Raw genomic sequence first — 24623 nt, 5'->3', positions numbered from 1 at the left:
CTAGGACGCTCTAGAGGGTGTGTGGTGGCTCCTTGTGGGTTGGTTCGGCTGCCTCGCGACGCCGGTGGGGCCTGTGCGGACGACTCGGAGCTGCTGCGCTAAGCTGTACCGGCTGCCGCGGGGGAAACCACGCGGGGGCGGGACGTGGCGCAGCTTGGTAGCGCACTTGACTGGGGGTCAAGGGGTCGTCGGTTCGAATCCGGCCGTCCCGACAGGAAGATCCCCGCTCTGAACAGGGAAGTCCTCCTGTTCAGAGCGGGGATCGCTCGCTGCCGGAGGAAGTACCCGTCTCCCTTCGCGGGGACCACTTGGGGACCATTCTCGGCAATCCGCCTGAGGCAACGCTGGCGAGCTGCCTCGACGAGCGTGGAGTGAATCTCACATGGAACCTCTCGCAAGGCTCTGGGCGTCCGTACGGGACTGGTGGTTGTGGGACACACTTCACGACTGGAACGCCGGTAACTGGTCAGCTGCCGCCGCTGTGGCCACTCTCCTCGTGGCTACCATCGCCGCCTTTATCGCCTTGGGGCAGGCCCGTGAGGCGCGGAGGTTGCGCAAGGAGCAGGCCCAGCCTTACGTGGTGGCGTTCATGGAACCAGCTGAGGTGAGTCCCGCCATCGTCGACCTCGTAATTCGCAACTTCGGGACGACCGCTGCCTACGACATTGAATTCCGGTCAACTCCGCCACTTCAGAGGAGCGGCGGCGACGCAGGAGGCGTGGAAGACGTCTGGGTCTTCGATAAGCTTCCGATCTTGGCGCCCGGGCAAGAGTGGCGGACGGTCTGGGACTTCTCTCAATCGCGTGGACAGACCGACCTGCCGGATTGCCATGATGTGCTCGTGTGCTATAAGGATTCACAAGGCAAGGAGACGTATAAGTCTCAGTCGACGCTCGATTGGTCGATGTTCAAGGGTCGAAGGTGGACGGTCACGTACGGAGCGCATGATTCGGCAAAAGCGCTGCGCGAGATTCAGAAGACACTTAAAAAGTGGCAGGAAGACATCCACGGAGGCCTGCGAATCTATGTGCGAGATGGTGCAGCGAAAGACGAGAAGCGACGGCAGGAGTACGAAAAATGGGAGTCCAAGCATGAAGTGTTGGCACAGCGCCTTGGTGTAAGTGACCCGGCTCAGAACACTTTGCACGATCCGGTCGAAGCCGTTGAGCCCTCCGCCGCCGGAGATCCTGCACAACCGCCTCAGGTTGAAGAACAGTTTTTGCCTATGGAGGTAGTGGACCCTCCCATGCGCGCTGATGCCGAGGAGCCGGCTCCGCAGGTTGCCTCCAAGGAGATGCCTCCGGATGAGGTTCAGCTAAAACAGAGGGCAGGCGACGGCAGCTAATCGGGGAATCAGAGCATCCGCCGTTCCTGCGAACGGCAGCGTCAGGTAATGGGCGAAAGTGACGCCCGCCTGTCCCAAGGACTATGGCGGGCGTCGCATTCGCTACACCGCTCGGAGCTGCACTACAGATTTCTGGTTATGGGCGATATGAGCGCTTAGAGCCGCGCCCGCGTCCGTGATTGATTGCCGGTCCGGGTGAAGGTATCGCTGGGTCGTCGTGAGAGATCCGTGCCCAGCAATCTTTCGTAGGACGTGCACCGGCACGCCTGCATCCGCCATCCATGTCAACCCCGTGTGCCGCAGATCGTGCCGGCGTAAGTGTTCGTAGCCGAGCGTTGCCACCACCTCATCCCAATGGGTCGCGTCCCGCAGCACGGCAGTGCTGATCCGTCCGCCACGCGGCCCGGTAAACAGTCGAGAGTGCGGCTCGGCGGCCGAGTCCAGGCGGCGAGCGACGATCGGCCGCACCTCTTCGATCAGCGGCACCATGCGGGCGCGCTTTCCCTTGGTGCCTTTGTCGATTAGGCCACCGGGGCCGGGTGTGGTCTGCCGGCGGACGGTCCACATCCACGTTTCCCGGTCGATGTCCTCGGCGCGGACGCCGGAAACCTCGCCGATCCGCGCGGCCGTGCATGCGGCGAAAATCGTCACGTCGCCCCAACCGGGAAACCCGTTGGTGGACCGTTCGACCAGTGCGGCGGCGAGCCGTGTCAGGGCTTCCCAGTGGGGCAGAGCCAGAGTGCGCGGGTTGTCCAACTCGTCTTCTGCCCGCTGGTATTCGCGCTGCCACCCGGTGACCTGAGCAGGGTTTCGCGCAATGATGCCGTCCCGTACGGCCTGTTGCATTACTCGGACCAGCACGGCAAGGCTGTTCTTGACCGTCGATCGGCTGCACTCGTCGGCGATCCACCCATGGACGGCCCGATCTACCGCACCGTTGGTAATCATGCGAATCGGAATGTGTCCGAGGGCCGGCACCACCCGCTTACGCCAGCCGGCAAGATATGGGTCTAGCGTCTTCCGCTCCAGGCCGCGCAGCGCCAGCGTCATCACGCTCTCGCCGTATTCGGCCAGTCGCTTCGTTGCCGCGAGCGGGTCGACGCCTCCTTGCGCCGCGCTGACCATTGCGTCGATCCACGCTTGCGCCTCTTCCGGTGTCGCCACCGACGTTGACTTGGACAGGCGGCGCTTGGTCGTTGGGTCGACCCACCGGACCCGCGCCCGGTAGGGGCGCTCCCGACCTGCTCGCATCTCCACGTCGGAAGCGGGCTGTACGCCGATCGGCGGTTGCTGCGGAGGGGTCATCAGGCTGCCCTCGGGTGGACCCGGCGGGCAGAAAGCCACCGTTCCACATCGGCCGTCGCGTACTTCACCACGCGGTCGGAAATCTGAATGAACGGCGGACCCTGCAAGGGTGGAACGGTACGCCAACGCCGGATGGTCGACGGGTCGACGTCTAGCAGCTCGGCAAGTTCCTCGGTGGACATGAACAGCTTGGGTGAAAGCCGGATGGTGCCGTCCGCTTCCGGAGTGGCGCGCCTATCCGGAGCGGGACTCTGCGTCACGAGTCGCACGGTGAGGGCCTTTCGGTCGACGTTGGTCGCTTGTGGAGGGATCAGAGTGGCGGTTCGGCAGAAGGGCGCAGGGCGGCTCGCTGAGAGCGTCGTGGGGGCAAGACCTGGGTAGGGTCGGGGTAAGGCATAGGGCCAAACCGTCTGTGTGGCTCTCAGCGGGCCGTTTTCCGGTGCCGGTCGCTGGGCGGCGGCGCGGGTGCGGGCCGGGAGGCGTTGACACGTTGACAATCGGCCGACCCGGGCACGTTTCCGCAGGTGAGGTGGGTGTCGGGGGTGTCAACGCCCCCCGTTGACAGGCGTTGACACCCGTTGACACCGGGTCGACCGGCGACGGATTGTCAACGCCTGTCAACGGCTGTCAACGCACCCCGTTGACACCTTCGTGGGTGGTCTGAGCTGCGGAAACGTCGGCATCGGGGGCGGTTGTCAACGTGTCAACGCTTTCGGGCACCTCGGCCACGGCGCGCGGGTGCAGCTCGTAGCGACCATCCGCGCCGGAGCGGACCCACCCGAGGGCGGCCAGCTCGGCGAGCACCGCCGACACCTCATCGGACTTCGGCAGCCGGCGGGACACGCGGCGGTGCAGTTCCCGGCGGGTGAAGGTGGCCATGCCCTTGGTGGTGAGCACCCCGAGCACGTACCGGGTGTTCTCCATCGCGGCGTCGCTGCCGATGGTGGTGAGGGCGGCCCGGTAGTGCGCGGCGAAGAACTCGGCCAGCCGCACGGCGTCGGTCATCCGGTCGGCGTCGATGGGGCGTCGCCACGCGTCGGCGGGGTGGTGGGCAACGTGCAGCAACCCGGCCAGCCGCAGCGTCGCGCCGGAGAGCTTGTTGCCCCACTCCCGCATGTCGTGCAGCGTCCCGCCGGGGCGTAGCTGAGCCTCCACCTCCTGAGCGGCGGCCAGCCGCACCCGCCCCGCCTCGGGGGTGAGGGTGACGACGGCGGGGTCTTCCCACTCGGCGAGGGTGGCGGCCAGGTCGTGCACCCGGTGCCGGTAGCCGGCCGTCACCTGCTCCGGCACCGGTTCGGTATCCACCAGTCGATAACCGGCCAGGGACCGGGGCAGGGCGAACAGGAACCGGGCCGGCAGGCCACGCCCGGCGAGGTCGGCGTTCCCGCCGAACTTGCGCAGCACGGTCGGTTGCGCCATCACGCACACGGTCAGCGCGGGCTTGTCGACCGAGGCACCCTCGCGGGTCTGCCGTTCGTTGCTCATCGGCTGCCCCGCATGGCCTTTCAGGTAGGGGTCAAGGTTCGGGGCACCGGAGTACCGACCAGCGAGGGTGTCAAAGATCCCGCCCTCATCGCTGATGATCGCCATCCGCCCGCCGTTGGCAGCCATCAAACCGATGAGGGCTTCCGGGGTGGCGTCGTCGACGATCAGGCGGGGTAGGACGGGAACGATGATCGCCTCGGCCGCGATCGCAGCCGCGACGGCCTCGGCGGCGGCCTCGTCGCGCTTGCCCGGGTCGCTGGCCTTGGCCGCTTGGGTTTTGGCCTGTTCGGCGTGCCGGTCGGCGATGTCCCGCAGCGCGGCAGCCTCGGCGATCCGAGGTCGCATCGCCTCACCCAACGTCGACTGTGCGGCGAACAGCGGCGCGGTCATGGCCCGGTGAACCGGGCTCTTGCGTTCGCCGGGGCCGGCGATGACGGCGGCGAACACGTTCACCGGCTCGCGCCACCCGCCGACCGGCTCTACCTCCATCCGGCCGCCCGCGCACGCGGAGAGCACGGCTACGGCGAGGGTGCCGGCCATCGCCGGATCGGTCTGCGTGAAGCGGGCAACACCGGTCACCATGTCGCCCAACCAGCCGGGGAACACGTCGACCGGGAACGGCGGCGGCGCGGTGGACGGCCCGGTCAAGGGCACTGGAACATCCCACAGCGGCCCGCCGCTGGCCGGTGGTGCGTCGGTGGCTTCCGGGTGGTCGGTGACGAGGTGAAGGCGGGCGGGCGTCATGCGGCACGTCCTTCCGGTATCGGTGCGGTGAAACGGGGATTGGTGACAACCGGGGTTGTCGCGGTGCGCGCCAGCTCGGCGAGCACGGCCATCTGTTCGGGCATCCCGCGCGTGCCGTCAAGCGGCCGGCGCGCGTGCGGCCACACCGCCGATACCGGGTCGGCGTAGTCGCGGCCGGCCAGCACGGTCACGGTGCCGGCCACGTCGATGCCGAAGCGGCGCGCTTGCGCGTACAGGGCCGGCACGGTGACGGCACCGGGTTGGCCCATCCGCAGCTCATACGGCTCAATCACCGTGTCCGGGGTGAGCAGCCCATAGCGGGCGGACAGGATGACCAACCGCCCGCCGACCCGGTCGGCGGCACGGCGGCAAGCGCGGTGGTAACTGCCGGTGTACATGCGCCCGGCGGGTGCGGGCTGGTCGAGCTTCGCGGTGCCGCATCCCACGATCACCACCGCGTCGTCGCGGCCCATCACGCTGCGGCGCATCCGGGCGTTGACCGGGTCGGCGTAGGCCTTGCTGGCCGCCTGCCGGGTGGTGCCCATCGCCCGGCCGACCTCGGCATACGACCATCCGTCGTTGAGCACGAGGTCGACCGCGATCCACTCTCGGGCTTCCCGGCACGCGGCCTCCATCGCGGCCAGCGCGGCCAGGACATCGGATGGCGTTCGGGCGGCGGCCAGCGCGGCGGCGTGGTCGGCCACGTAGCCGGCTGCGGGGTGGAGCTGGGGCGCGCGGTGACAACTGCGGTTGTCGTCGGGCCGGGTCACGCGGCCACCTGCCGGGGTCGCTTGCTGCCGGCGGCCAGCCCGGATCGGATGGTGCGTGCGGTCTCGAGGTGGCCCAGCCCGGCCCGCGCTGCGGCTTGTTCCAGCACGCTTTCGGCGTCCTCTGCGGTGAGCGACCCACCGGCGGTGAGTTGCCCGAGTGCCACGGCAGCGACGTAGAGGCAGCGGTTGCGCTCCCCTGCCGGCGCGGTGGTTACCCGGTCAGCTTCCCGGGTGATCGCGGCCCGCACGTACGCGCCGCTGCGGTCGGTCGGCAGCGACACCACCACCGGCCGCTGCGCCGGAAGCGGCGCCGGAATCAACCGGCCGACCAGCCACCCGGGCAGCGGGGCGGGGTCGGTATCCAGGTCGACCCGGTAGGGCCGTCCGACCACGGTGCTGCCGGCCGCGACCACGTAACCGCCATGGGCGCGGCTGTCGACCAGCGGCCCGAGCGTGCCGGCCGTGTTGCGCAGCTCCGGCCCGCCGTCGGGGTGGCGGTAGTAGAGGTGAGTGCCGCCCCGCCCGGTGGTCACCGTGTACGTCGCTTCGATGCCGGCAGCATGCGCGGCGGCCAACTCGGCGAGGGTGTCCAGCCCTGTCGGGCCGCTGGTGCCGTCCTTCGGACGATCGAGGTCGACCACGACCAGCCGGGACGGGCCGCAGGCCAAGCCGATGCCGTAGGGGCGGGCCGTCCACGCTTGGCGGATGCGGTCCGCATCAGTGGTGGCGCGGGCTTCCCACCCGAGGTGGTGCCCGGCGCTGCGGCAGCGCGGGTCGCGGCCGGTGCAGTCGTCGCCAGCGTGGTCAGGGAACGCGGGTCGCTTGTCGTCGGGGCGTAGCGGAAAGACATGCCAGCCGCGTTCGGCGTGCGCAAGCGCGGCGATGAGCAGTGGGTTGTCAGGCATGGTGCGGGTCCTCTCCGGTGGTGCGGGTGAGGTGGTGAGGCGAACGGCTTGCGGCCGGCCGTGTCGGCGTTCGTGGCGGCCTTGCGCGCAGGCGGCGCAGTCGCGGCGTCGTAACAGGACGGGCCGGCCGCTGCGCGCGATGTCGGCGGTGAGCAGCCGCCCGCAGATGTGCGGGTATGCCTCGGCGTCGGTCACCTGCCGGCCGAGTACCGCGCTCGCGACCAGCCACCGGGCGGCCAACGGGTCACCGCCTCGGCCGGGGCCGCGCGGTGATCGCGGCCTGGGTCACCGCGTGCCGCAGGTCGCCGAGCAGCCCGACCAACTGCCGGCGGGCGGCCAACTCGGACGGTGCGAGCGCGACCCTGACGCGCACCTCGGCGTGCTCGCGGCCGGCGGCGGTGCGCACCCGCACCAGCACCGCGCGGGAGCGGCCGGCGACGTCGACCACGATCTCTTCCGATCGGTGCTCACCGAGGCCGCAGCGGTGGCCCTTGCCGCACCACTCGGTGTGCCCGTCGCGGGCGCGGCGGTTCATCGGTTCGCCTCGGCGCGCAGCCGGTGAAAGTGGTTGTAGACGCGGCGGCCGGTGCGCAGCCGGTGGCCTCGGTCGCAGCGGCGGCAGGCACGCGGGCGGCGCAGGACGCGGGTGGTGATGTGGCCGGTGCCGGCGCACCGTTGGCAGGTCTTGACGGGCTTGATCCAGCACAGGACGGCGTAACCGAGCGTTATCAGGGCGGGGATTGTGGCGAGGGTGATAGCGGCGGTCAGGTGGGGGTTCACGGGTGCCTCCTGGGCCGGCTTTTGGGTGCACGGGGCCGTGAGCTGCTATCTGCTAGGTTGCAGCTCATGATTCGGGTGGGGTGCTAGCGAGGGTGCTAGCGCTAGCAGGACGGGCCGCTAGCGCTAGCACCCTCGCGGCGGGTTAGCCGGCGGATCGCTTCCGGTCACGCTCCGCGATCGCGGCGAGAAGGTCGGGGTGTTTGATGCCGCGTCGGGTGGTGGCCTTGCCGTCGATGCGCCGCCCGACGTCGCCGACCTTCACCGCCGGGTGGGGCTTGAGCGCGGTGGTGAGTTGCGCGGCCTCCCACCCGCCGTAGACGTCGGGCCGCAGTTCGGCCAGCAGCGCGCACAGCGTCTCGTTCCAGACGGCCTTGTCGTCGCCCGGCCAGATCCGTGCCAGGTCGCCGAGGACGTCGGCGACCGGGGCCACGTCGCGGGTCTGCTCGTCGAGCTTCGGCAGGGTTCCCGCCGTGGTGCGCAGCGCGACGGCGCGGGCGACGATGCGGGCGGCGGCGGTGGTGTCGACGTAGAACGAGCGCACCGCCGACGCCTTGGGACCGAATCCGCGCAGGATGCCCCACCCGGCCTCTACCACCGGCTGGAACACGGTGGCGCGGTAGCCGTTCTTGTAGGCCGACGTGCCGAGGATCATGTCGTTTGCCGTCTGGTCAGCGACGCTGAGGCAGAACCGGCTGTTGACGTTGCGGGTGATGCCGGTCGGCAAGCTGTCCTTGTCGGGGATCTGCGTACCGATCAGGATGATCACCCCGAGCGCACGGCCGAGCTTGATGACCTTTTCCAGGATCTCTCCGGCGTCCTTGCCGTACTTGCTGGTCATCAGTTCTTGCAGCTCATCGAACCATGCCACCAGCGGGTGAAGCCCCGACCCCTTGAGGCTGGCCAGTTCGGGCGTGACCTTGTTCTCCGGGGCCTTGCCCAACCTCGCGTAGTGCTCGATCCGCTTCGACCGGCGGCGGCACTCCTCATACAGCCACTCGATGAAGGCGAAGCAGCGGGCGAGGGTGTCGTCATCGAAGCCGTTGCCGTACTCGGCCATGACCGGCTCCAACACCGCGAAGTCCCCGACGCCTTTCAGTTCGTAGCCCCGGATCTCGGTGCGGGCGTCGAGGGCTGCGGCCAGGATCAGATCCCGCAGCGCGAACGTCTTCCCGGAACCGGGCTGGCCGCCGAAGAGGAAGTTGCGGAACATCAGGTCCACCGCGACCGTGTCGAGGCGAGGTGTGGTGGCCAACGGGAACGCCTTGAACACGTCCACCTTGGCCGACTCGGACAGCAGCGGCCACGCGGGTTGCTTCATCTGCGACGCCGGTTCGTAGCCGACCCACAACGCCAGTCGGCCGGTGTGACCGGGGGCCGGTTCGGGCCACACCTGATCCAGCGGCAGCCGCATGGCCGAGGCCAGCCGGCCGCGCCGGGCGACCACCTCGGCGGCCTCCACTCCGTACGGGAGATCGACCACGGCCAGGTGCCCGGGGCCGTCGCGGTGGATGTCGACCGGGAAGCTGATGGCCTTTGGGTCCTTGGCAACCGCGCTGTTGATGGCGGCCATCTGCAACGAGGTCAACGCCCGCCGCACGAGGTCGGCGGTCAGCTTGCGGTAGCGGGTGCCTTCGGTGACCCGGTCGGTGAGGGGCTTGTCGGCCGGTCGGCCGAGGGTGGCCAGCAGCGGCACCACCACGGCGAGGGCGACCCACCGCCACCACGGCGGACCCATGGCCAGGACGATCGCCACGGTCACGGTCGTGCCGGCACCGGCGGCGAGCACCCACCACCGCCACACGCTTTGGCGCTGCCGGCGGGCGTCGAGCTTGAGCCACACGTCCGCCTCACCACGGGTCGCGGCGGCCTGCCGCAGGTGCCAGTTGCCCTCTTCGGCGCTGGCCCAATGCAACGCCCGACCAAGGCCGCGGACCACGCCAACGGGTGCCCACAAAGCTGTTTTCGCCGCGTACTTCGGCAGCCGCACCGCGTGGTAGGCGGTGACGTAGCCGGCATCCTTGCTCTGGTGCCGGGCCGCCGCGCGCAGGCCGCGCCACGACCGCGCCCACTCGGCCAGGATCGGCCGGCGCTCCCGCTGCCGGGCGAGCACCTCCGGCGGGATGTCCTCGGCCGCGTCGACCAACCCGCCGAGGCGCTCGGGGCCGTCGTCGACCGTCTCGGCGTCCTCGCCGCTGTCGGCGGCGGTGTCGTCGCCGCTGCCGGCCGGCGGGCGGGGGCGGGGCACCCGGCGGGCGCGGGCGTCGTCCAGGTCGACCACCTCGGCATCCGGGCCGGCGGCGGTGGGGTCGGTCAGGTCGTTCTCTGCGGCCTGCCAGTCGAAAGGGTTCTCATCGGGGGCAGTCATGATGGGGGTTCCTCCAACGGTCGGGAGATCGGTAGGGGGCCGGCGGCGCGGCGCAGGTTGGGAAGCCAGGGGCCGCGCCGCCGGGCGGAACTAGTCGTGCGTGCGAACGAGGTGCGCGAGGGCTGCGCCCATGCCGAGCACCGCGACCGGGAGGCAGGCAACGGCGGTGGTGATCCACCACGGGGCCGAGGTGACGCCGGCGGCCTCCAACAGGTGGTAGGCGACCTGCCCGAGAGCGCCGATCGCGAGGGAACCGAGAGCGGACTACTTGGCGAACCGGCGTGCCCGCTCGGGCACCCGACCGGACAGCCACACGTACAGGGCGTAAGCGCCGTAGGTCTCCACTCCGATGGGGAGGGTGATCGCGCTGTTGATGGAGAAGCTGTCCCAGATCCCGGGGAGCGGGTGCACGATGCCGAATCCGGTGAGTCCGCCGAGGCCAACCCACCCGGACCAGATGGCGACGAAGGCGGGTAGCGCGAGCAGCACCACCGGCCACACCACCGCCGTTCGGACCGGCGCGGGTGGGGCGGGCGTGTCCGGGCGACTGACCGGCGCGACCTCGGCCGGCGGCGTCGGCGGTGTGATCTCCGGGGCCGGCGTCGGGTCCGGTACGACCGGCGGCGCGGGCTCGGGTGCGGCCGGCGCAGGTGCCGGGTCCGGGGTGGCCGCCTCGGTGGTGTCGTCCGGCGGCGCGGCGGGCGTGGTCTTGAGCAGCGCGAGCAGTTCGCCGGCCTTGGGTGCGCCGATGCGAAACTCCCGCATGAGCCGGTTGCGCGACGGGAACGCCTCCCCGTCCGGCAGGTCCAGCGCGCGGGCGGCGGGCAACAGGTCTTCGATCGGTTGGGGGTAGCGGGTGCCGTTGATGGTGGGGGCGGTCATGCTGCGTCCTCCTGGGGGAAGGCACACGCGAGGCATTCGCCCAGCGAGCGCGGAATGAAGTACGGCCGCAACGTGCGGCAGATGCGGCAAGTGCGGCGGGCCGTGAGTGCCTTGCCGATCGCGGCTCGCTGCGCGGGGGTCGCAGTGCGCTTCGGCGCGGCCAGGTCGACCCGGTAGAGGTACGCGGTGCGGGTACCGCCGACGCCGCGCCAGAGCACCTGAGCGGCGACAGGTTGACCACCGGGGCGCAGGCCGGCGGCGGTCAGTTGACGGCGGGTGGCGTAGCCCGGCGGGGCACCCTTCCACCAGAAGGTGGGGATGCCGTACCGCGTGCCGTCCGGGTCGTGGAAGGCGGCGCGGATGCGGGCCATCAGGCCGCGCGGCGCGGGTCGGTACGGGTAGCGGTGTCGGTGGCGGCGCGGGTGACGCGAGCCTCGGCCCGACGCACCCGACGCCAGTCCAGCTCAGTCGGGCCACCGTGATCCTCGGCGTAGAGCAGCGTGATCTCGGCGTCCAACAGATCCAGCTCGGCCGCGATCAGCGGCCACTCCGCGTCGATCGCGGCCAGGTCGGCGGCGGTCGGTTCGGCGGTGACGGGGGCGAGGTACGTGCGCACGGGGGAACCTCCGGTGAGTCGATGAAGTGGGGGAACGTCCGGGGTGCGACCAGCTCGGCCGCACCCCGGGGCGAACAGGAATCAAGAGGCAGAAGTCCAATGCCGCGCGCCAGATCCGGCCCGCTCGACCCGCTCGCCCGGGATCTACCGGGGTCGGCCACCGTGTGGCTCAAGGCGGGGATGCCGCAGACGGATCTACGCGGCGCTTCTGCTGTGAAGTTCTCAATGAACGACCACGCGACCGGCCCGTGGGCATGCGCAGCGCAATGCGCCACCTTCCCCGGCTTCCGCTCGGCTTGTTGTGCCTGGCTAGTCAGGTGCAACGAGTAGAACTTAGGTCGGCTTGGCTAGTCAGGCCAAGAGGGCGCGGCGAACTTTCCTAACTTGGCTAGTCAGCGCTACCGTGAGCGGGTGAGCGACAACCTTGACTTCCTCGGCGAGCTAGATCCCGACGACCCCAAACAGGCCTCGCAGCAGATTGCGAACAAACTGCGGGCGGCCATCCTCACGCGTCGACTCGCGCCCGGTGACAAGCTGCCGTCGCAGCCCGACCTAGCCACCCGCTACGGCGTGGCGCGAGAGACGGTCAAGCGAGCCTTGGACCTGCTCAGGGCAGAGCGGCTGATCGTGTCCCGGCAGGGGAGTGGAGCCTTCGTCCGCGCGCAGACACAGCGGGCAGTTGAGCTACGTCCGCACATCGAAGCCTCGTTCGACCGACCTCACGTCACCATCGATTTCGCCGGATTCTCCGGTGAGACGCTGCGCGACGCGCTCGCCGAAGCACTCGACAAAGTGCGCGTCGGTCGGCTCGCACCCGAAACGATCGCTGTGCGGGTCCTGATCTCCGACATGGCCGTGCCGATGGCGCTGCCGTCGCGGGCCGAGACGCAGGCGGACGACCCAGCAGTACGCGAACGCGCGGAGCGGATCACCCGCCGGGCGGCAGACGGAATCATCGACCAGGTCGCCGAGCTTGGCGACCTCGGCCTGATCCGGTCAGCCACCGTTGATGTGCGGATGCATCGGGCGTCTCCGCTGTTCAAGCTCTACATTCTGAACGGCGAGGAGGTCTTCTACGGCTTCTACCCGGTCGTTGAGCGCACCGTCTCCATCAAGGGTGAGCCAATGGCGATCTATGACCTCATGGGCAAGGACGTGCCGCTGTTCCACTACGCGGTGACCGATGACGACGCCTCGCACGGGACGCAGTTCGTGGAGGCTTCCCGCCAGTGGTTCGACTCGGTGTGGTCGACCATCGCCTACCGGTACGACGGATGAGCGCCGACCTCGGCCGGCTGCTCGGCGAGGTCGGCGCGGTGCTGCTCGACTTCGATGGGCCGGTGTGCAGCATCTTCGCCGGCTACCCGGCCCCGCAGGTTGCCGCCGAGCTGGTCGACGTGCTGCGGCGGCGAGGTGTCGACATTCGGCCGGACCTCGCCAGCGAGCCGGACCCGCTTGAGGTGCTGCGCCGGACCGGTGCGGCCGGCGATCACGGCATCACGCGGGCGGTGGAGGATGCGCTCTGCGCGGCCGAGCGCCGGGCGGCCGAGACTGCCGAGCCAACGCCGTACGGTCGAGAGGTCATTGTGGCTGCCAGGCAAGCCGGGATGCCGGTGGCGGTGGTCAGCAACAACTCGGCCGGCGCGGTGAGCGCGTACCTGACAGCGCGCCGTCTCGCCGCGTACGTCTCGCCGGTGGTCGGCCGGGCGTACGCCGACCCGGACCGTATGAAGCCCAACCCAGAGCCGATCCTGCAAGCCGTGCGTGCCATCGCTAGACCGGCGAGCCGCTGCGTACTGGTCGGAGACTCGCTTTCAGACATTGAGGCTGCGAGGGCGGCGGGTGTGCGGGTAATCGGCTATGCCAATCGGCCGGCCAAGGTCGAAACCTTCCGGACTGCTGGCGCGGACGTGGTGATTACGAGTATGGGCGAGATAGCTCGTTTCATGACGAACGTATGACAGAGATCTGCATCCAGACCTTCACGGCCGCCCTGCCGGGCTGTTGCGCGCCTGTTCCAGGATCGCCGCCAGTCTGCTCGCGGAGTTGCTCGTCCCCACGTCCGCACCTCTCGTTCAAGTGGCCCACGGCAGTCCACGGGCACTGGGCTATACCGCTCGTGCCGTGCGGGGCGACAGAGCGGGGTGTTCCGGCAGGCCCACTTCTGAGTAAAGACTGATTGCTGGTCGCCGCTGCCTCACCGGCCTGGAAGTGATCAGTCCGGTCTGCTGCGGCAAATCAGCGGTGTCTTTCCAGCCGCCACCAATGCCCCGTTTTGCTTCGCTCGAAACGCCGCCAATCATAGCCAAAGCTACGAGGCCAGCAGGTCCAATCCAAAGCCGACAACGATGATTGCTACCGCACTCCATCGTATTCGAAGTGCCGGCCGTGTCGCCACCAGCGCTGTGGCCAAGGGCCGAACAATCCCAATATCAAAGGCCGCGCGCGCGGCGACACCCGCAGCCTGTAGCAAGGCGATGAGGAATCCCGGCAAGAGCCAGACAAGCACAATGCCGGCCGATGCGAGTGGTATTTGATACAGCTGAAAACCGTCACCGCTGCTCGAATGCGAGCCTGGTTTGACCGTATTTCCAACGGTAATGCTGTAAATTGCGTACGCTGGGGGGCCTAAAATCCACAGCACCACCATTGCAGTCAAGACCCACGTGTCGATCGGGTATCTGGCAAAGAATTTCTCAGACGCTTCCTGTGATTTTAAGTGGCGCTCTTTCTGTGCCCGCTCACGGTCCTTTTCTTTAGCGTATAGCGCATCTTTCCTGTACCCTTCCAATCTGAACAGGTAGAGCGCAAATGCAAACGGCAGTTTATGCAGCACCCTTACAAGCCTGCTTACGCGCTCCAGGCGTTCGGCGTCGGGCTCCCTAATGCGGGTACCCCAGTTGCGGAGGCGTTCAGGTCCAATCAAATCGAGGATGACGACAAGTCCGCCCAGGAACTGAAGAAGCTTGCCGACGCGGCCCCACCAGATCATTGACAATCCGAAAATGTGGATATCCGATGTCTCTTTGCCAGCTATCCAGAGCCGAAACAGTTCCTCTAATGCGTTCATCTTTCCTCAGCGCCTGAAGTTTGTTCACTGCAGCGTAGCGGGCGAGTGCAACGAAACGCACCGCCAGCACAGCACGCGCCGCATGACACTCTGGCGGCTCACCACCGACTGGCAGTGGCGCATGGTCCGGTCCGGCCGATTCCACTCGCGTAGTTGCTCGCAGCGCGAGCCCGTGTGTGGCAAATCGGCGGTAGCTAGTCACGCTGACTGGCCGTTTACCCTGGTCACCCGAATGCAGGTGATGGTCTTGAAAACCTGTGTGTGGCAGGCCGTCGGGTCAGGGGCTGCATGGCGTGCTCGTGGCGGTCCGCTTAGCTACCTGTTGCGCTGAGCGGCGAGCAGATGCACCCATTATTGACCGAATCGCGGGTGATCGCCGAATTTGTCCACGATCGGTGACGAGGTGGAGACGAGCGGGCGTCATGCGGCACGCGGCACGTGCCGTGCTCGCCGAGCTGGCGTGCGCGCCGACAACCCTGGTTGTCGCCAATCCCAGTGTCGCCGGATTGGTGGCTGTGGGCCCTGGCGCTAGGTGCCCAGTCCTGTCGCACACGGCGTCTACTCTGCTCGCTAGCCAGTGGCGCCTGAAAGGAACCGCTGATGAACCTACGCGACCTGATCGCTGGCATTGGCTCGAAGTACGACAGGGCTCTGAGCATGAGCAGCGAGGCCCAGCAGATGCTGCGTAGCGCCAAGACGGCGCTCCAGCAGTGGTTGCGGGCCGGATACATCCCGGAGGGCAGCGGAGGCAAGGGCGGCGCCTATCTAGATCTGCGGGAGGGGCCGCCGACGAGGGCGTTTGCCCATGTCAGCGGCCCCTGTTCGTCAATCAAGCCGAAGTTGCAACGGAAGTGGCCTGCTGCTATGCGTCGGCTGAGAGCCATATGCCGAAGTCAGCCAAGCTCATGGGCTCGCCAGCGTGTTCCGATTCCTCGATGTAATCGGCTAGTTCGTTGGCCACTAGCCGGAGCAGTTGAGGGCCTGTGACGGACTGGTTGACATCGACAACGCGCGTTTGATCCTCCATGGCACCCATTGGATCACGGGCCGCCGCAAGCTCTCAGTCCGCCCGGCCGTACATGATCCTCCGAGCGGATTGACCTCCCGGTTTGTCCGTACCTAACAGTTCACCCTCGTGTCGAACATCGGCCGCGCACTGTGGGCGGGCTTCCGGAGCGGCAGTGGGACTCATGGCCGCAAGGTCGTGCGGTTGCCCAAGCCCTAAACCCTTGGGGAAATGCAGGGGGACCTACATGGCTTGCCTACTCCGCCTACTAAACGCATGCGCGGTCATCCTGCTGGAGGGCCTAAGTCGTGCGGGACCTGACGCATGTGCCTGCTCGCCCGGTCTGACAATGGTTTTCAATCGCAACCCTCAAGTTCGCCACCGGCTGATGGGTCACTTGGTGGGTTCGTCGACGGTGGCGGTGAGGTCGGTCCACTTGTTGGAGAGAATCTTGTTGACGACGGTGCCGATGTGGGCGGCCGTGTTCTGAGCCCTGCCGTCGACGATGAGCCTCTTGCCGCCGGGGCCGTCCTTGATTTCCCGCGTCTTCTTCTTGCCGTTCCGGTCAAGTTTGTACCCGGTCAGACTGATCCAGTGCTTGCGGTAGCGGAGCCAGTCGATGGTGTGGATCCGGTGCGCGAAGTCCTCGAAGCTGATGACCGGCTCGGGTGCGTCATTGCCGGACGCCTTCGCCAGGAAGAGCTCTTCAGCTTCTTCTGCCGTGCGGTGCTCATCGCCAGAACCGGTTCCGATGGCAGCTGCGAGGGGGGCGATGAGGTCTCTGCGGCAGTCATGGTAGGCGATGGCCAAGGCCTTGAGGGCGAATGCCCATCCGTGGATGTAGATGAGTCGGTACGGTTCGCTGCCCTTGGGGCTGGGATCAACCCATTTGTCGCCGAATTCGCTGTCGAGCAGTTCAAGGAATTCCCGGCAGAAGGGAAGGAAGTGCTTGATGTGGTAGAGCTTGATCTGCTCTTCTTTTCTTGCACCGCGGGAGATCACGTTCAGTAGGATCTGGTCCATGGTCGAGAGGTCGGCGATGTTCCTCGTCGCGGTCTCGCTTGCTCCACCCGTTCGCCCGTCGGCAAGACGGTCCTCGAAGACGGTCCCGGCGACGGCCTGGTTGCGTAGGCGGGCCATTGCTGAGGAACTGTCGAGGGTCGCGACGAGGTTCTTATTCTTCTTCGAGCCGCGGCCGTTACGGTCAGCAAAGCTCTGCGCGGCGCGTTCGGGCGTGACGTTGAGTTCGATTTCCAATGTGGTACCGAAGCTGTCCAAAGCGCCGGCCTTGATCGCGAGGCCGGTGTGGGCCGCCTGGAACAGTGCGGCGGTTTGGGTCTGGCCGTCAGACTGCATCACAGGCTTTTTGGGCAAGTACAAAATTCCGTACAGGGCCATCGGGTTGCTCTCGTCTAGAGCCACGAAGATTGTCTCGGGGAAGACAGCGGCCGACTGCCACCCGCTGATGGTCGGAAGATAGGCGACGCGTTCTTCACGGATAGCTTCAACGTTGTACTGCTTGAAGTTGGCCAGGTTTTCCTTCTTTGCGCCCTTGAAGTCTTGCTGGGTCTGCTCGTGGGCCTTCAGCATGCCCTGAGCCTCCCAGTCCTCAATCGGCGGAGCCGAAGGGTCGTACTTGACAATCTCAGTAAACACCCTCAGCGTCGGGTGCATCGTCGCTGTGATTCGGTAGTTCGGCTTCGCTCCTTTGAGCGCCAGCACCACGCCGTGGATCATGTGACGCTTTCCCAGTTCGTGCTGAAACTCGTACTGGTTCTGGGCGACCGCGGTTTGCGCCTTCGGGTCGCTCTGATACCGGACGATCCTGAGCCCGTCAAACTCCTTGTCCTCGGGTATGGCGTCATCGGCAATCAGCTTGGTTTGTGGGAATGTGGGCAGCGTTGCCATCAGGACTCCTTGAACGTTGGTGGCAGCAGGTCGGTCAGGTGGGGGATTGTGGGAACTGACATGGCTGTTTCGATGTCTGGGACGCCACCCGCTAGGCGGAGCTTGGCGGGTAGTTCGACGAGTTCGATGCCCAGATTCAGGACCTCGATGGTGGTGCGGATTTCGGGCTGGAACGCAAAGGCGGCGAGCACGGCCCGGATCGGGCGACCGAACTCTTGTTCCTTCCTCGCCAACGCCAGGTACGTGAGAGCCTGGCCGAGTCCCTCGTAGCCTGCGAGGATTTTGAACTCCCATACGCGGATCACTCCGTCGCTGCTGACCGTGCGCATGTCGGCGCGGACGCGGGATCCGGCATAGGAGTGCTCGGTCTTGAGCAACATCTCCTCCGGCCGGAACTCGGTGAGCCTCCTGGCGTACAGGTCGCGGACGTGGCACTCGTGCGCGTAGCCGTCTCCCAGCGGTGGGGTGGACGCGGCAAGATCAGTGGTCACATCTTCAAGATATCACCGTCCATCGTGGTGCTAGCCCTCGACATCTGGTCGATGCCTCAACGTTATCTTCGCTATCGTGTCCGGGCTGGACACTCGCGCACGTAGCCAAGTTGTAGACGGCATCCCTTGCTCGGCGAGATCCGTGGGGGACCACAGTGGGACCACACGTAGTGCGCGTTGGCGGACAACAGGCACTCGACGGCACGGCCTGATCATGGCTACAGCGTGCATGACGTGCGCGAACGTCCAACGCAACGTCCTGGGGGTCAAGGGGTCGTCGGTTCGAATCCGGCCGTCCCGACGCAGGTCAGAGGGCTGATCCGGAAATCGGGTCGGCCCTTTCGCCGTTCTGGGGACCAAGATCAGTCAAGTTGGAGTGTGTCTAGCGCTGCTTGACCGCTGGTCAAGCCATGTGGCCAGCCCTGTTGCCCGCCGAATTGCTCTCTTCGCATCGTCAAGGCGACCCCGTCGCGGGCCGCCTTGACGACGCCGGACCTGGGCCGGGCCGATGGCCTCCCTAGACGCGCGGCAGCGCGAGCCAGTCCTGCCAAGATGATGTCGGAGCGTGTTCTGGTGCTGGATGGCGCCTGGGGAACGATGTTGCAGGGCGCGAAGCTCACCGCCGCGGACTATCGAGGCGGCCTGATCGTCGACCATCCGCAGGACGTCGCCGGCGATCCCGACCTGCTCAACCTCACCCGGCCGGACGTCGTTCTGGACGTACACCGGCGGTATCTGGCCGCCGGCGCCGATATCACCACCACCAATACCTTCACGGCGACGAGCATCGGCCAGGCCGACTACGGGCTCCAGTCACTGGTTCGTGAGATGAACGTTCAGGGTGCGCGGCTGGCCCGGCAGGCGGCGGACGAGTTCGGCGGCCGGTTCGTGGCTGGCTAAGTCGGGCCGCTGAACGTGACGCTGTCGCTGTCGCCGCGGGTCGAGGACCCGGCGTATCGCGCCGTCGACTTCGACGAAGTGCGCGCGGCGTACGCGGAGCAGATTTCGGCCCTGGCCGAGGCTCCTCGCCCTCGGAGCTGCGGATGGCCCGAGCCAGACCGCCGTACCGGACGCGGCGTTCGCCGTCGGCTGGGCGCACGCCCTCGCACTCGCATCGTCGAGGCTGTTCGGCGGACGCGCGCACCGCGGCTGCACCTGTTCTTCGCCGCACCAGCAGGCGCGACGCTGATGCTCGGCCACCACTGGAACCTCTTGCCACCCACGGTGGTGTACGAGCACCTCGGCACGACATACGCGCCCGCCATGACGATCAGCTGACGGAGACCCCGGCGGATCGCGTGTCGAAGATCCGCCGGGCAGGTTAAAGATCAAGTTAGCCACGAAGACGTCGCCGAGATCATCTGCGGCTACCGGCACCGCCTCGTAGCCCTGCCCCGAACAGGCCACGCCGACCGGGACGGCCCAGGAGAGCCGGGCTCGCGCCAGCAAGGGTCAAGGAACGAAGCGCCCTCGCAGGGAGGCCTGACGGCGCCGTTGCGTTGAGCGTTGGCAAGATCGAGGCAGGCTTGAGCGGTGAAGGCATCAACCCGTCCTCGCACCTGGACGCCGCCGAAGTCGGCGTTTGCCGGGTTCCGGTTCCCGCCGGAGGTGATCGTCCTCGCGGTCCGCTGGTATCTGCGGTTCAACCTGTCCTATAGGGATGTTGAAGAGCTGCTGGTCGAACGTGGCGTCGAGGTCGACCACGTCACCGTCTACCGATGGGTACAGCGGTTCACCCCGCTGCTGGCCGACGCCGCCCGCTTCAACCGCCACTCACCCGGCGACAGGTGGTTCGTTGACGAGACGTATATCAAGGTCAATGGGGTATGGCGCTACGTGTACCGGGCGGTCGACCAGTACGGGCAGGTCATCGATGTGCTCGTCTCGACCCGCCGCGACGCCGACGCGGCCCGCAGGTTCTTCCGCCGGGCCCTATCGACGCTGAAGGCGACACCCAGCGAGGTCGTCACCGACGCCGCCGCCGTCTACCCCGGCGTGCTCGACGAACTGATCCCGTCCGCGTGGCACCACGTCGAGCAGTACGCCAACAATCCGATCGAGGCCGATCACAGCCGGCTCAAACACCGGCTGCGGTCGATGCGCGGGCTGCGAACCGACAAGACAGCATAAGTGATCATCGCCGGACACGCCTTCATGCAGAACCTACGACGCGGACACTACGAACTCGCCGTCGACCCCCGGCCGACAACGCGGGTCGCCGCCGCGTTCACCGAACTCGCCCGAGCGATCTGATCCCGGGGATCCAAGGCAGACTCAACGCGTCCGGCGATCCGATAACGCAACGGCGCCCGGCCCAGCGTGTCTTGAGTGTCGCGGGCCCGTTCGGGTTCGAGCTGCTGACCACTTACGCCACAGCTGTCCAGACCCAAACCGGGCGTGCAGTCGAACCGGCCCGAGTGACCGCGTTGAGCGAGCGCATCGCTCGAACCCTCGCCCTCGGCTCGAACGAGGGCATGCTCGCCCGCGAGATCGCTGCCGCCTTGCGCATGACGGAGTCGCCGGAGTACGCAGCAGTGAAGGTCCGCTCGGCGCTCCGCTGCAGTGCCGCGTTTGTTGAAATCAGCCGCGGACGGTGGCAGCGCGGATGTCGCGCTACTTCCGAACCGCTGCCACTGCCTGACGATGAGTATCAGGAGTGGATGAGGCGTGCCTTCGGGTACCTGCTGAGGCAGGTCGCCGCACGTGCCGGGTTGAAGAACGAGATGACTAGGCCGCCGCTGCCAACGCAACGGGGCGACCGGTTGTGAGGCTTTCGCCGGTCGGCCCGGAACTGTCCATGTCAGACGCCACTGGCCCATGCCACAGCGGCGCGTGAACCATGCAGACCGGCTAGAGGGTGTTCACCTGTTGTGCCGGTCGGGTACGATCCAACGCGGAGCAGGGCCCCTGAGTCAGGGGCCCGCACCGACTGACGCGCCCCCGACCTCTGTGAGGATCGCTGGGGTATAAAGCTAAAACTCGGCTGTGACGCGAAAGTCAGTCCGGTGTCCTGGAAGTCCTGGAAGAGACCCAGGGGACCGGTGCTTTGTAGGGCCTGAGTACGGGCACATTGCAAGACCTGCACTACTGCACTATCTGAGACCTTCTCGCCGTTCAGCCGGTACGCGGGGAACTCAGCTTCACCAGTCATGCACTGGTCGAGCTGAGCCCTGCGCCCTTCTCGACCACACGAGTCGAGGGGCAAGACGTGGGGCTGACGTTCCTAGAACCGCTGATGGCAAACGGTCCATGGGCGGCTGTGCTGGTCACCTGCACGCCAATGGCTGCCATAATGATCATGTTCATCTGCGCGCTGTTGCTTGTAGAGAAGTCCAAGCGCGTCGAGGCGATCAAGGCGATGGCTGAACTAGTCAAGGCGTTGCGCCCGGGCAAGAAGAACCAGTTGCCATGATCATCCAACGGGCATCACGGGGAGCCGCAGGCGCCAGCGCCAAGCCCACCTCAGCGACTGCAGATTCCACAACGCCGGCACCGGACGCCGCCGCTGTCGTCAAAGAGGTACACCCAGACCCGGCCGACGCGAACGGCCGACGGCCAGGTCAGTTCCACCCACTGCGTGACGGACTCCGGCCGGGTGCCCCAGCTCGAGTTCACGGTGTCACCGGACGATGCCGTTGCGCGGCCGTCGTTGATGCGGCCACCGATTCACACGACGAGGTGTTCGACCCCGACGCGGTCGCAGTGCTGGACAGATGGGCCTCGGTCGGGATGGTCGTTCCGTCGATCGCTACGAAACACAACTTCGATCGGTCAAGCACCACCAGCGAGGGCGTCACCGTTGGTGTGAAGGGCCGGCATGCTCCGCGCTTCGGTACTGACGAACACCCTGCACATTGGGCCCTGTGAAGACCGCGTCGTTATCTCTCTTTAAGCCTCCTGAGCAGCGTCAACTCGTGCAGGCTGGTCGTGCGATGCTCGGCTGCGGTAACGGGCAGACGTCCGCTACCAAGAGGGCTTAAAGAGCCCCCCACGTCGCATCCACCGACGCGAGGCAGGGGCCGTGCAACCGTCCCGGCAACGGCAGCGGTCCCCTCATTTACCCCCCGAAAACCCGTGTCAAGGATCGACTGTCAGTGGCAAGCGTTGACGAGTCGAACACGGGGTCTGCGCAGTTCAACGACGGGTCATGACGATCAATGAAAAGTCCGGTACCGTGACGGTTGGTAACCCTGTGTTGTCAACTCTTGTCATCGTTACGCAGTGTCGAAGCGAGGGGCCAGCGGGCATCGTCTCCCTACCGCAAGAGCTGTCTGTGGCGAGCCGGACATGGTCCAGCGCCGTACGCGGTGGTGGCCGGCGCGCCGGGTCAAGCCCACTACTCACGGCTCCTCCCTTAGGGTCAGCATCCCGACACTGTCGAGCCGTGACATCGAAAGTAGACGTTGTTAGAGTCAAGGACTCGCTGCGGGCCGCGAGATCACTCGGATCATCCCGTGTGACAGCTGCGCCCAGGCTTCGACGCTTGTCCACACCGACCGGTGATGTACCGTGGTCATGGTTGCCGGTCGACGCGTCGATCCTGGTTTACCGCAAAGGGATTCTGCGTGTTTCACGTCTCTGCTTCGAGTTCCCGTAAGCCAGACGGGCCGATACTGGCCGGTGACATCTTGCGCGGCCGGAAGGTAGCCGGGTTCGCGTATGCGGAAGAACCGATGCCACCCACCCGCTACAACGACCGGCTCCTGTTCGAGGGTGACCAGGAGCTGGCGAAGGTCCCCACGGTAATTGTCCCGGTGGACGCCCGGGAGGCTGATCGAGTTGGCGTCGGGCCATTCGACCGGCTACCCCCGCAGTCGCGGCGGTTCGCCGACGAAGTCTCCGACGGGCTCAGCGATCGAGTGGAAGCTCTGCTGGGCCGCCCGGACGCGAGTTGGCGCGGAATGGCGTCCGCGTTGTTCGAGGCGTTGCGGGAGGCACAGCACGAGGTGTATATCGCTGGCGGTGCGGTCCGTGACCTCGTTGCTGGAACCGGGCCGGAAGTGGTACGTGACCTTGACTTGGCCGGCACTGCGCCGCCCGGCAGATTCCACGACGTCATGTATGACGTCTTGAAGGTTCTCGGCGGCAGCGAGAGTGACATGCGACTGTCCCCTGACACCCTGGTCTGCTGGACCGCGCCGGAGGATCCAGAGCTCGCAGAGACTGCGCTCGTCGAGTACCGCAGCTTAGCTCTTTCGGGGTTTCGGCTTCCTGGCACCAGCAGCGACTTCGCCGATGATGCGCGCCACCGTGACTTGACCGTTAACAGCCTGTACTACGACCGGCGCCGAGCGGTCGTCGTCGACCCGACCGGGCGAGGCGTCGACGATCTGACTGGTGGGACGCGGCGCATCGTCTGCTGCAGGGCGTCGCGCAAGCCGCGAGAAACGGCCGTTGTGGTCATCCGCGCGATCAGGTTGGTGCTGCGGTGGGAGGACGAAGGCGTCAGTGCGCGGCTCGACGACCTGCGGCGGTGGGCGGAGGAACTCCCCGCCGGACACTGGGAAGGGCTGCCCGGCCTCCTCTGGAAAAGTATCCGCGACGACCATCGGGAATACCTTTCGGGCGCGGGTGCCGCACGGCAGTTACAGACCGCCCGTCTCATCGGCGTGGAAGCCGCCGCACTGATCGGCAAGCTCTTGGGGGTGCGGTCATGACCAGCGTGCATCGGCCACTGAGCACATGGGTTGCGCGGCTGTCCGCATCCGGAGAGATCGGCCCGATCAACGGCGGACGCGAGCAGGCAGACGCGCGTACGCTCCCGTGGTTCGGGACCGAGTGGACCAGGGCGCGGGTACCCGCCATACGAATCGGGCAATCCCCGCGCGCCGAGCTCGCGCTTGCGCTTATCGAGGACGGCACGGGTGCGATCGTTGTGGAACTCGACAACTACGGTCAGGGGCTGCCGGTGAGCGAAGCCGGTCTGGCCGCTGTCGCCGACGCGGAGCGGCACTGGCCGGACATCACCTCCGGGCCGGGATGGACCGTTTTGACCGACGAGCCGCTCCAGCTTCGGTATCTGCTGCTCAAGCGCTTGGTCGCCGAGTCCGGCTCTGCACCGCCTACTGACCTGTTCCACATCCTCGACTGGCACCTGGTGCAACGGCTGGCCGAGCAACTCGCGCGGGCGACCATCGGCGAAGCCGCCCGCGGTGCGCCGATCGTGTTGCGGCACTGGTTCTCCTCCGCGGTACGAGGGCTTACCGCGGCGCTGGAGCAGCTGGACGCTGGGCAGCGAGCCGCGCGGGCTGACGTCCAGCAGCAGGGTATTCAGAACCTCCTCACCGCACTGAGGCGAGCCGATGTTCGCCGCATTCCGGAGTCACCTCGCTCCGCACTGGCCACTCTGCTGACGGCGATTGCTGACGCAGAGCCGATCTACGCCTTCGCGGTGCGTGCCAGAAGGCAGGCCCTGACCGATTCGGCGGGCGATCGCGACTCTCTCTACATCGCATTGGAGCCGCATCTCGCGGCTGCGGCAGCCGGGAATGAGCGGGAGCAGCAGACCGATCGTTTCGGCGAGGCCGGGTTCTCCCTGGCGGCGACCCGCTCGGCCCGTGGCCTGCTGACCATCAGCGCCTACCTCGCGGCCGCCGATGTCGCTGTGCTACCGCTGTTCCTCGCGATCCGGGTCGAGCTACCGCAGGCGCCGGCTGAGGACCGGATCTACTGGGTGGCGCTTCGGCTTGAGGATGACCAGCTGACAGGTTCCGTCGAGGTGCCACTTCCTGGGCGCACTTTCGTCGTCAGCGCCGACGATGTGCCTGTCGGCTTGGCGGCTCTGCGCTTCACCGACCCGGCGATCCTGCTCAGATCCATCCGGGTCAGTGAATTCGAGACCGGGAACACGTGGCTGGAGGCGGCCGAGGAACTGCCAGCCTCGCATGCTGTCCGGGTAGCTGCCGTGCGCTTCGGAGAGCCTGAGTGACCCCATCAGACAGTGCAGTCGCG

Annotated in this window: 21 protein-coding genes, 1 tRNA gene and 3 pseudogenes; 11 read left to right on the top strand and 14 right to left on the bottom strand. The window is 67.0% G+C overall.

Annotated elements, in window-relative coordinates:
• Positions 1 to 138: 138 nt before the first annotated feature.
• Positions 139 to 212, top strand: a tRNA-Pro gene (locus MED01_RS24115).
• Between the two features lie 170 nt (positions 213 to 382).
• Positions 383 to 1345, top strand: a complete 963-nt coding sequence (locus MED01_RS24110; RefSeq protein WP_504899719.1) for a DUF8453 domain-containing protein — start codon at positions 383 to 385, stop codon at positions 1343 to 1345.
• 102 nt (positions 1346 to 1447) lie between these two features.
• Here the strand turns inward: MED01_RS24110 and MED01_RS24105 are convergent, their stop codons facing one another.
• From MED01_RS24105 to MED01_RS24055, 11 genes and pseudogenes are all read right to left on the bottom strand, one after another.
• The gene (locus tag MED01_RS24105; RefSeq protein WP_238670839.1) at positions 1448 to 2650 is read right to left on the bottom strand and encodes a tyrosine-type recombinase/integrase; all 1203 of its coding nucleotides are present in this window, start codon (positions 2648 to 2650) and stop codon (positions 1448 to 1450) included.
• Positions 2650 to 2832 (bottom strand): helix-turn-helix transcriptional regulator, encoded by a 183-nt coding sequence (locus MED01_RS24100; protein ID WP_274526179.1) that lies wholly within the window; start codon positions 2830 to 2832, stop codon positions 2650 to 2652. Before MED01_RS24100 ends, MED01_RS24105 begins: the two co-directional genes overlap by 1 nt.
• 445 nt (positions 2833 to 3277) lie before the next feature.
• Positions 3278 to 4879 carry a YfjI family protein gene (locus MED01_RS24095; protein ID WP_238670837.1) on the bottom strand — a complete coding sequence of 534 codons (1602 nt, stop codon included), beginning with the start codon at positions 4877 to 4879 and terminating at the stop codon, positions 3278 to 3280.
• Complete coding sequence (locus tag MED01_RS24090; RefSeq protein ID WP_238670836.1) at positions 4876 to 5649, bottom strand: DUF6884 domain-containing protein; 774 nt, start codon at positions 5647 to 5649, stop codon at positions 4876 to 4878. Before MED01_RS24090 ends, MED01_RS24095 begins: the two co-directional genes overlap by 4 nt.
• The gene (locus tag MED01_RS24085; RefSeq protein ID WP_238670835.1) at positions 5646 to 6794 is read right to left on the bottom strand and encodes a bifunctional DNA primase/polymerase; all 1149 of its coding nucleotides are present in this window, start codon (positions 6792 to 6794) and stop codon (positions 5646 to 5648) included. Before MED01_RS24085 ends, MED01_RS24090 begins: the two co-directional genes overlap by 4 nt.
• Before the next feature lie 4 nt (positions 6795 to 6798).
• Positions 6799 to 7089, bottom strand: a complete 291-nt coding sequence (locus MED01_RS24080) for a hypothetical protein (protein ID WP_238670834.1) — start codon at positions 7087 to 7089, stop codon at positions 6799 to 6801.
• Positions 7086 to 7334 (bottom strand): hypothetical protein, encoded by a 249-nt coding sequence (locus MED01_RS24075; protein WP_238670833.1) that lies wholly within the window; start codon positions 7332 to 7334, stop codon positions 7086 to 7088. The genes MED01_RS24080 and MED01_RS24075 overlap by 4 nt, the downstream gene beginning before the upstream one ends.
• Positions 7335 to 7476: 142 nt before the next feature.
• Positions 7477 to 9699: a PH domain-containing protein gene (locus MED01_RS24070; RefSeq protein ID WP_238670832.1), complete on the bottom strand. Its 2223-nt coding sequence runs from the start codon at positions 9697 to 9699 to the stop codon at positions 7477 to 7479.
• Between the two features lie 90 nt (positions 9700 to 9789).
• Positions 9790 to 10581: pseudogene (locus MED01_RS24065) on the bottom strand (ABC transporter permease).
• Positions 10578 to 10952 (bottom strand): RRQRL motif-containing zinc-binding protein, encoded by a 375-nt coding sequence (locus MED01_RS24060; RefSeq protein ID WP_238670831.1) that lies wholly within the window; start codon positions 10950 to 10952, stop codon positions 10578 to 10580. The pseudogene MED01_RS24065 and the gene MED01_RS24060 overlap by 4 nt, the downstream one beginning before the upstream one ends.
• Positions 10952 to 11197, bottom strand: a complete 246-nt coding sequence (locus MED01_RS24055) for a DUF6284 family protein (RefSeq protein ID WP_238670830.1) — start codon at positions 11195 to 11197, stop codon at positions 10952 to 10954. The genes MED01_RS24060 and MED01_RS24055 overlap by 1 nt, the downstream gene beginning before the upstream one ends.
• A gap of 411 nt (positions 11198 to 11608) precedes the next feature.
• Between MED01_RS24055 and MED01_RS24050 the strand changes: the two genes are divergently transcribed.
• Positions 11609 to 12475, top strand: a complete 867-nt coding sequence (locus MED01_RS24050) for a GntR family transcriptional regulator (RefSeq protein ID WP_238670829.1) — start codon at positions 11609 to 11611, stop codon at positions 12473 to 12475.
• Positions 12472 to 13158 (top strand): HAD family hydrolase, encoded by a 687-nt coding sequence (locus MED01_RS24045; RefSeq protein WP_238670828.1) that lies wholly within the window; start codon positions 12472 to 12474, stop codon positions 13156 to 13158. The genes MED01_RS24050 and MED01_RS24045 overlap by 4 nt, the downstream gene beginning before the upstream one ends.
• A gap of 350 nt (positions 13159 to 13508) precedes the next feature.
• On the opposite strand, the gene MED01_RS24040 is transcribed toward MED01_RS24045, so the two are convergent.
• The 3 genes from MED01_RS24040 to MED01_RS24030 all read right to left on the bottom strand — a co-directional run bounded on the left by MED01_RS24040 (position 13509) and on the right by MED01_RS24030 (position 17672).
• A complete protein-coding gene (locus tag MED01_RS24040) occupies positions 13509 to 14267 on the bottom strand; it encodes a hypothetical protein (protein WP_238670827.1) in 759 nt (252 codons plus the stop codon).
• 1399 nt (positions 14268 to 15666) lie between these two features.
• Complete coding sequence (locus MED01_RS24035) at positions 15667 to 17181, bottom strand: ParB N-terminal domain-containing protein (RefSeq protein ID WP_238670826.1); 1515 nt, start codon at positions 17179 to 17181, stop codon at positions 15667 to 15669.
• On the bottom strand, positions 17181 to 17672 hold the full coding sequence (locus MED01_RS24030) for a hypothetical protein (RefSeq protein ID WP_238670825.1): 492 nt from the start codon (positions 17670 to 17672) through the stop codon (positions 17181 to 17183). The genes MED01_RS24035 and MED01_RS24030 overlap by 1 nt, the downstream gene beginning before the upstream one ends.
• Before the next feature lie 555 nt (positions 17673 to 18227).
• On the opposite strand from MED01_RS24030, the pseudogene MED01_RS24025 reads away from it, so the two are divergent.
• The 7 genes and pseudogenes from MED01_RS24025 to MED01_RS23995 form a co-directional block, all read left to right on the top strand.
• A pseudogene (locus tag MED01_RS24025) lies at positions 18228 to 18692 on the top strand (homocysteine S-methyltransferase family protein); the annotation flags it as partial.
• Positions 18675 to 18950 (top strand): SAVED domain-containing protein, encoded by a 276-nt coding sequence (locus tag MED01_RS24020; RefSeq protein ID WP_238670864.1) that lies wholly within the window; start codon positions 18675 to 18677, stop codon positions 18948 to 18950. The pseudogene MED01_RS24025 and the gene MED01_RS24020, both read left to right, overlap by 18 nt.
• 255 nt (positions 18951 to 19205) lie before the next feature.
• Positions 19206 to 19925, top strand: a pseudogene (locus MED01_RS24015) (IS6 family transposase).
• Positions 19926 to 20098: 173 nt separating this feature from the next.
• Positions 20099 to 20440 (top strand): hypothetical protein, encoded by a 342-nt coding sequence (locus MED01_RS24010; RefSeq protein ID WP_238670824.1) that lies wholly within the window; start codon positions 20099 to 20101, stop codon positions 20438 to 20440.
• Positions 20441 to 20880: 440 nt separating this feature from the next.
• A complete protein-coding gene (locus MED01_RS24005; protein WP_238670823.1) occupies positions 20881 to 21084 on the top strand; it encodes a hypothetical protein in 204 nt (67 codons plus the stop codon).
• Positions 21085 to 22237: 1153 nt separating this feature from the next.
• Positions 22238 to 23329, top strand: a complete 1092-nt coding sequence (locus MED01_RS24000; RefSeq protein ID WP_238670822.1) for a nucleotidyltransferase family protein — start codon at positions 22238 to 22240, stop codon at positions 23327 to 23329.
• Positions 23326 to 24600 (top strand): hypothetical protein, encoded by a 1275-nt coding sequence (locus MED01_RS23995; protein ID WP_238670821.1) that lies wholly within the window; start codon positions 23326 to 23328, stop codon positions 24598 to 24600. Before MED01_RS24000 ends, MED01_RS23995 begins: the two co-directional genes overlap by 4 nt.
• The last annotated feature ends 23 nt before the right edge of the window (positions 24601 to 24623 follow it).

It is taken from the genome of Micromonospora alfalfae (assembly GCF_022230925.1).
GTDB classification, from domain to species: domain Bacteria; phylum Actinomycetota; class Actinomycetes; order Mycobacteriales; family Micromonosporaceae; genus Micromonospora; species Micromonospora alfalfae.
Note: the sequence above shows the minus strand (reverse complement) of the source record. Positions and strands in the feature narration are given on the sequence as shown.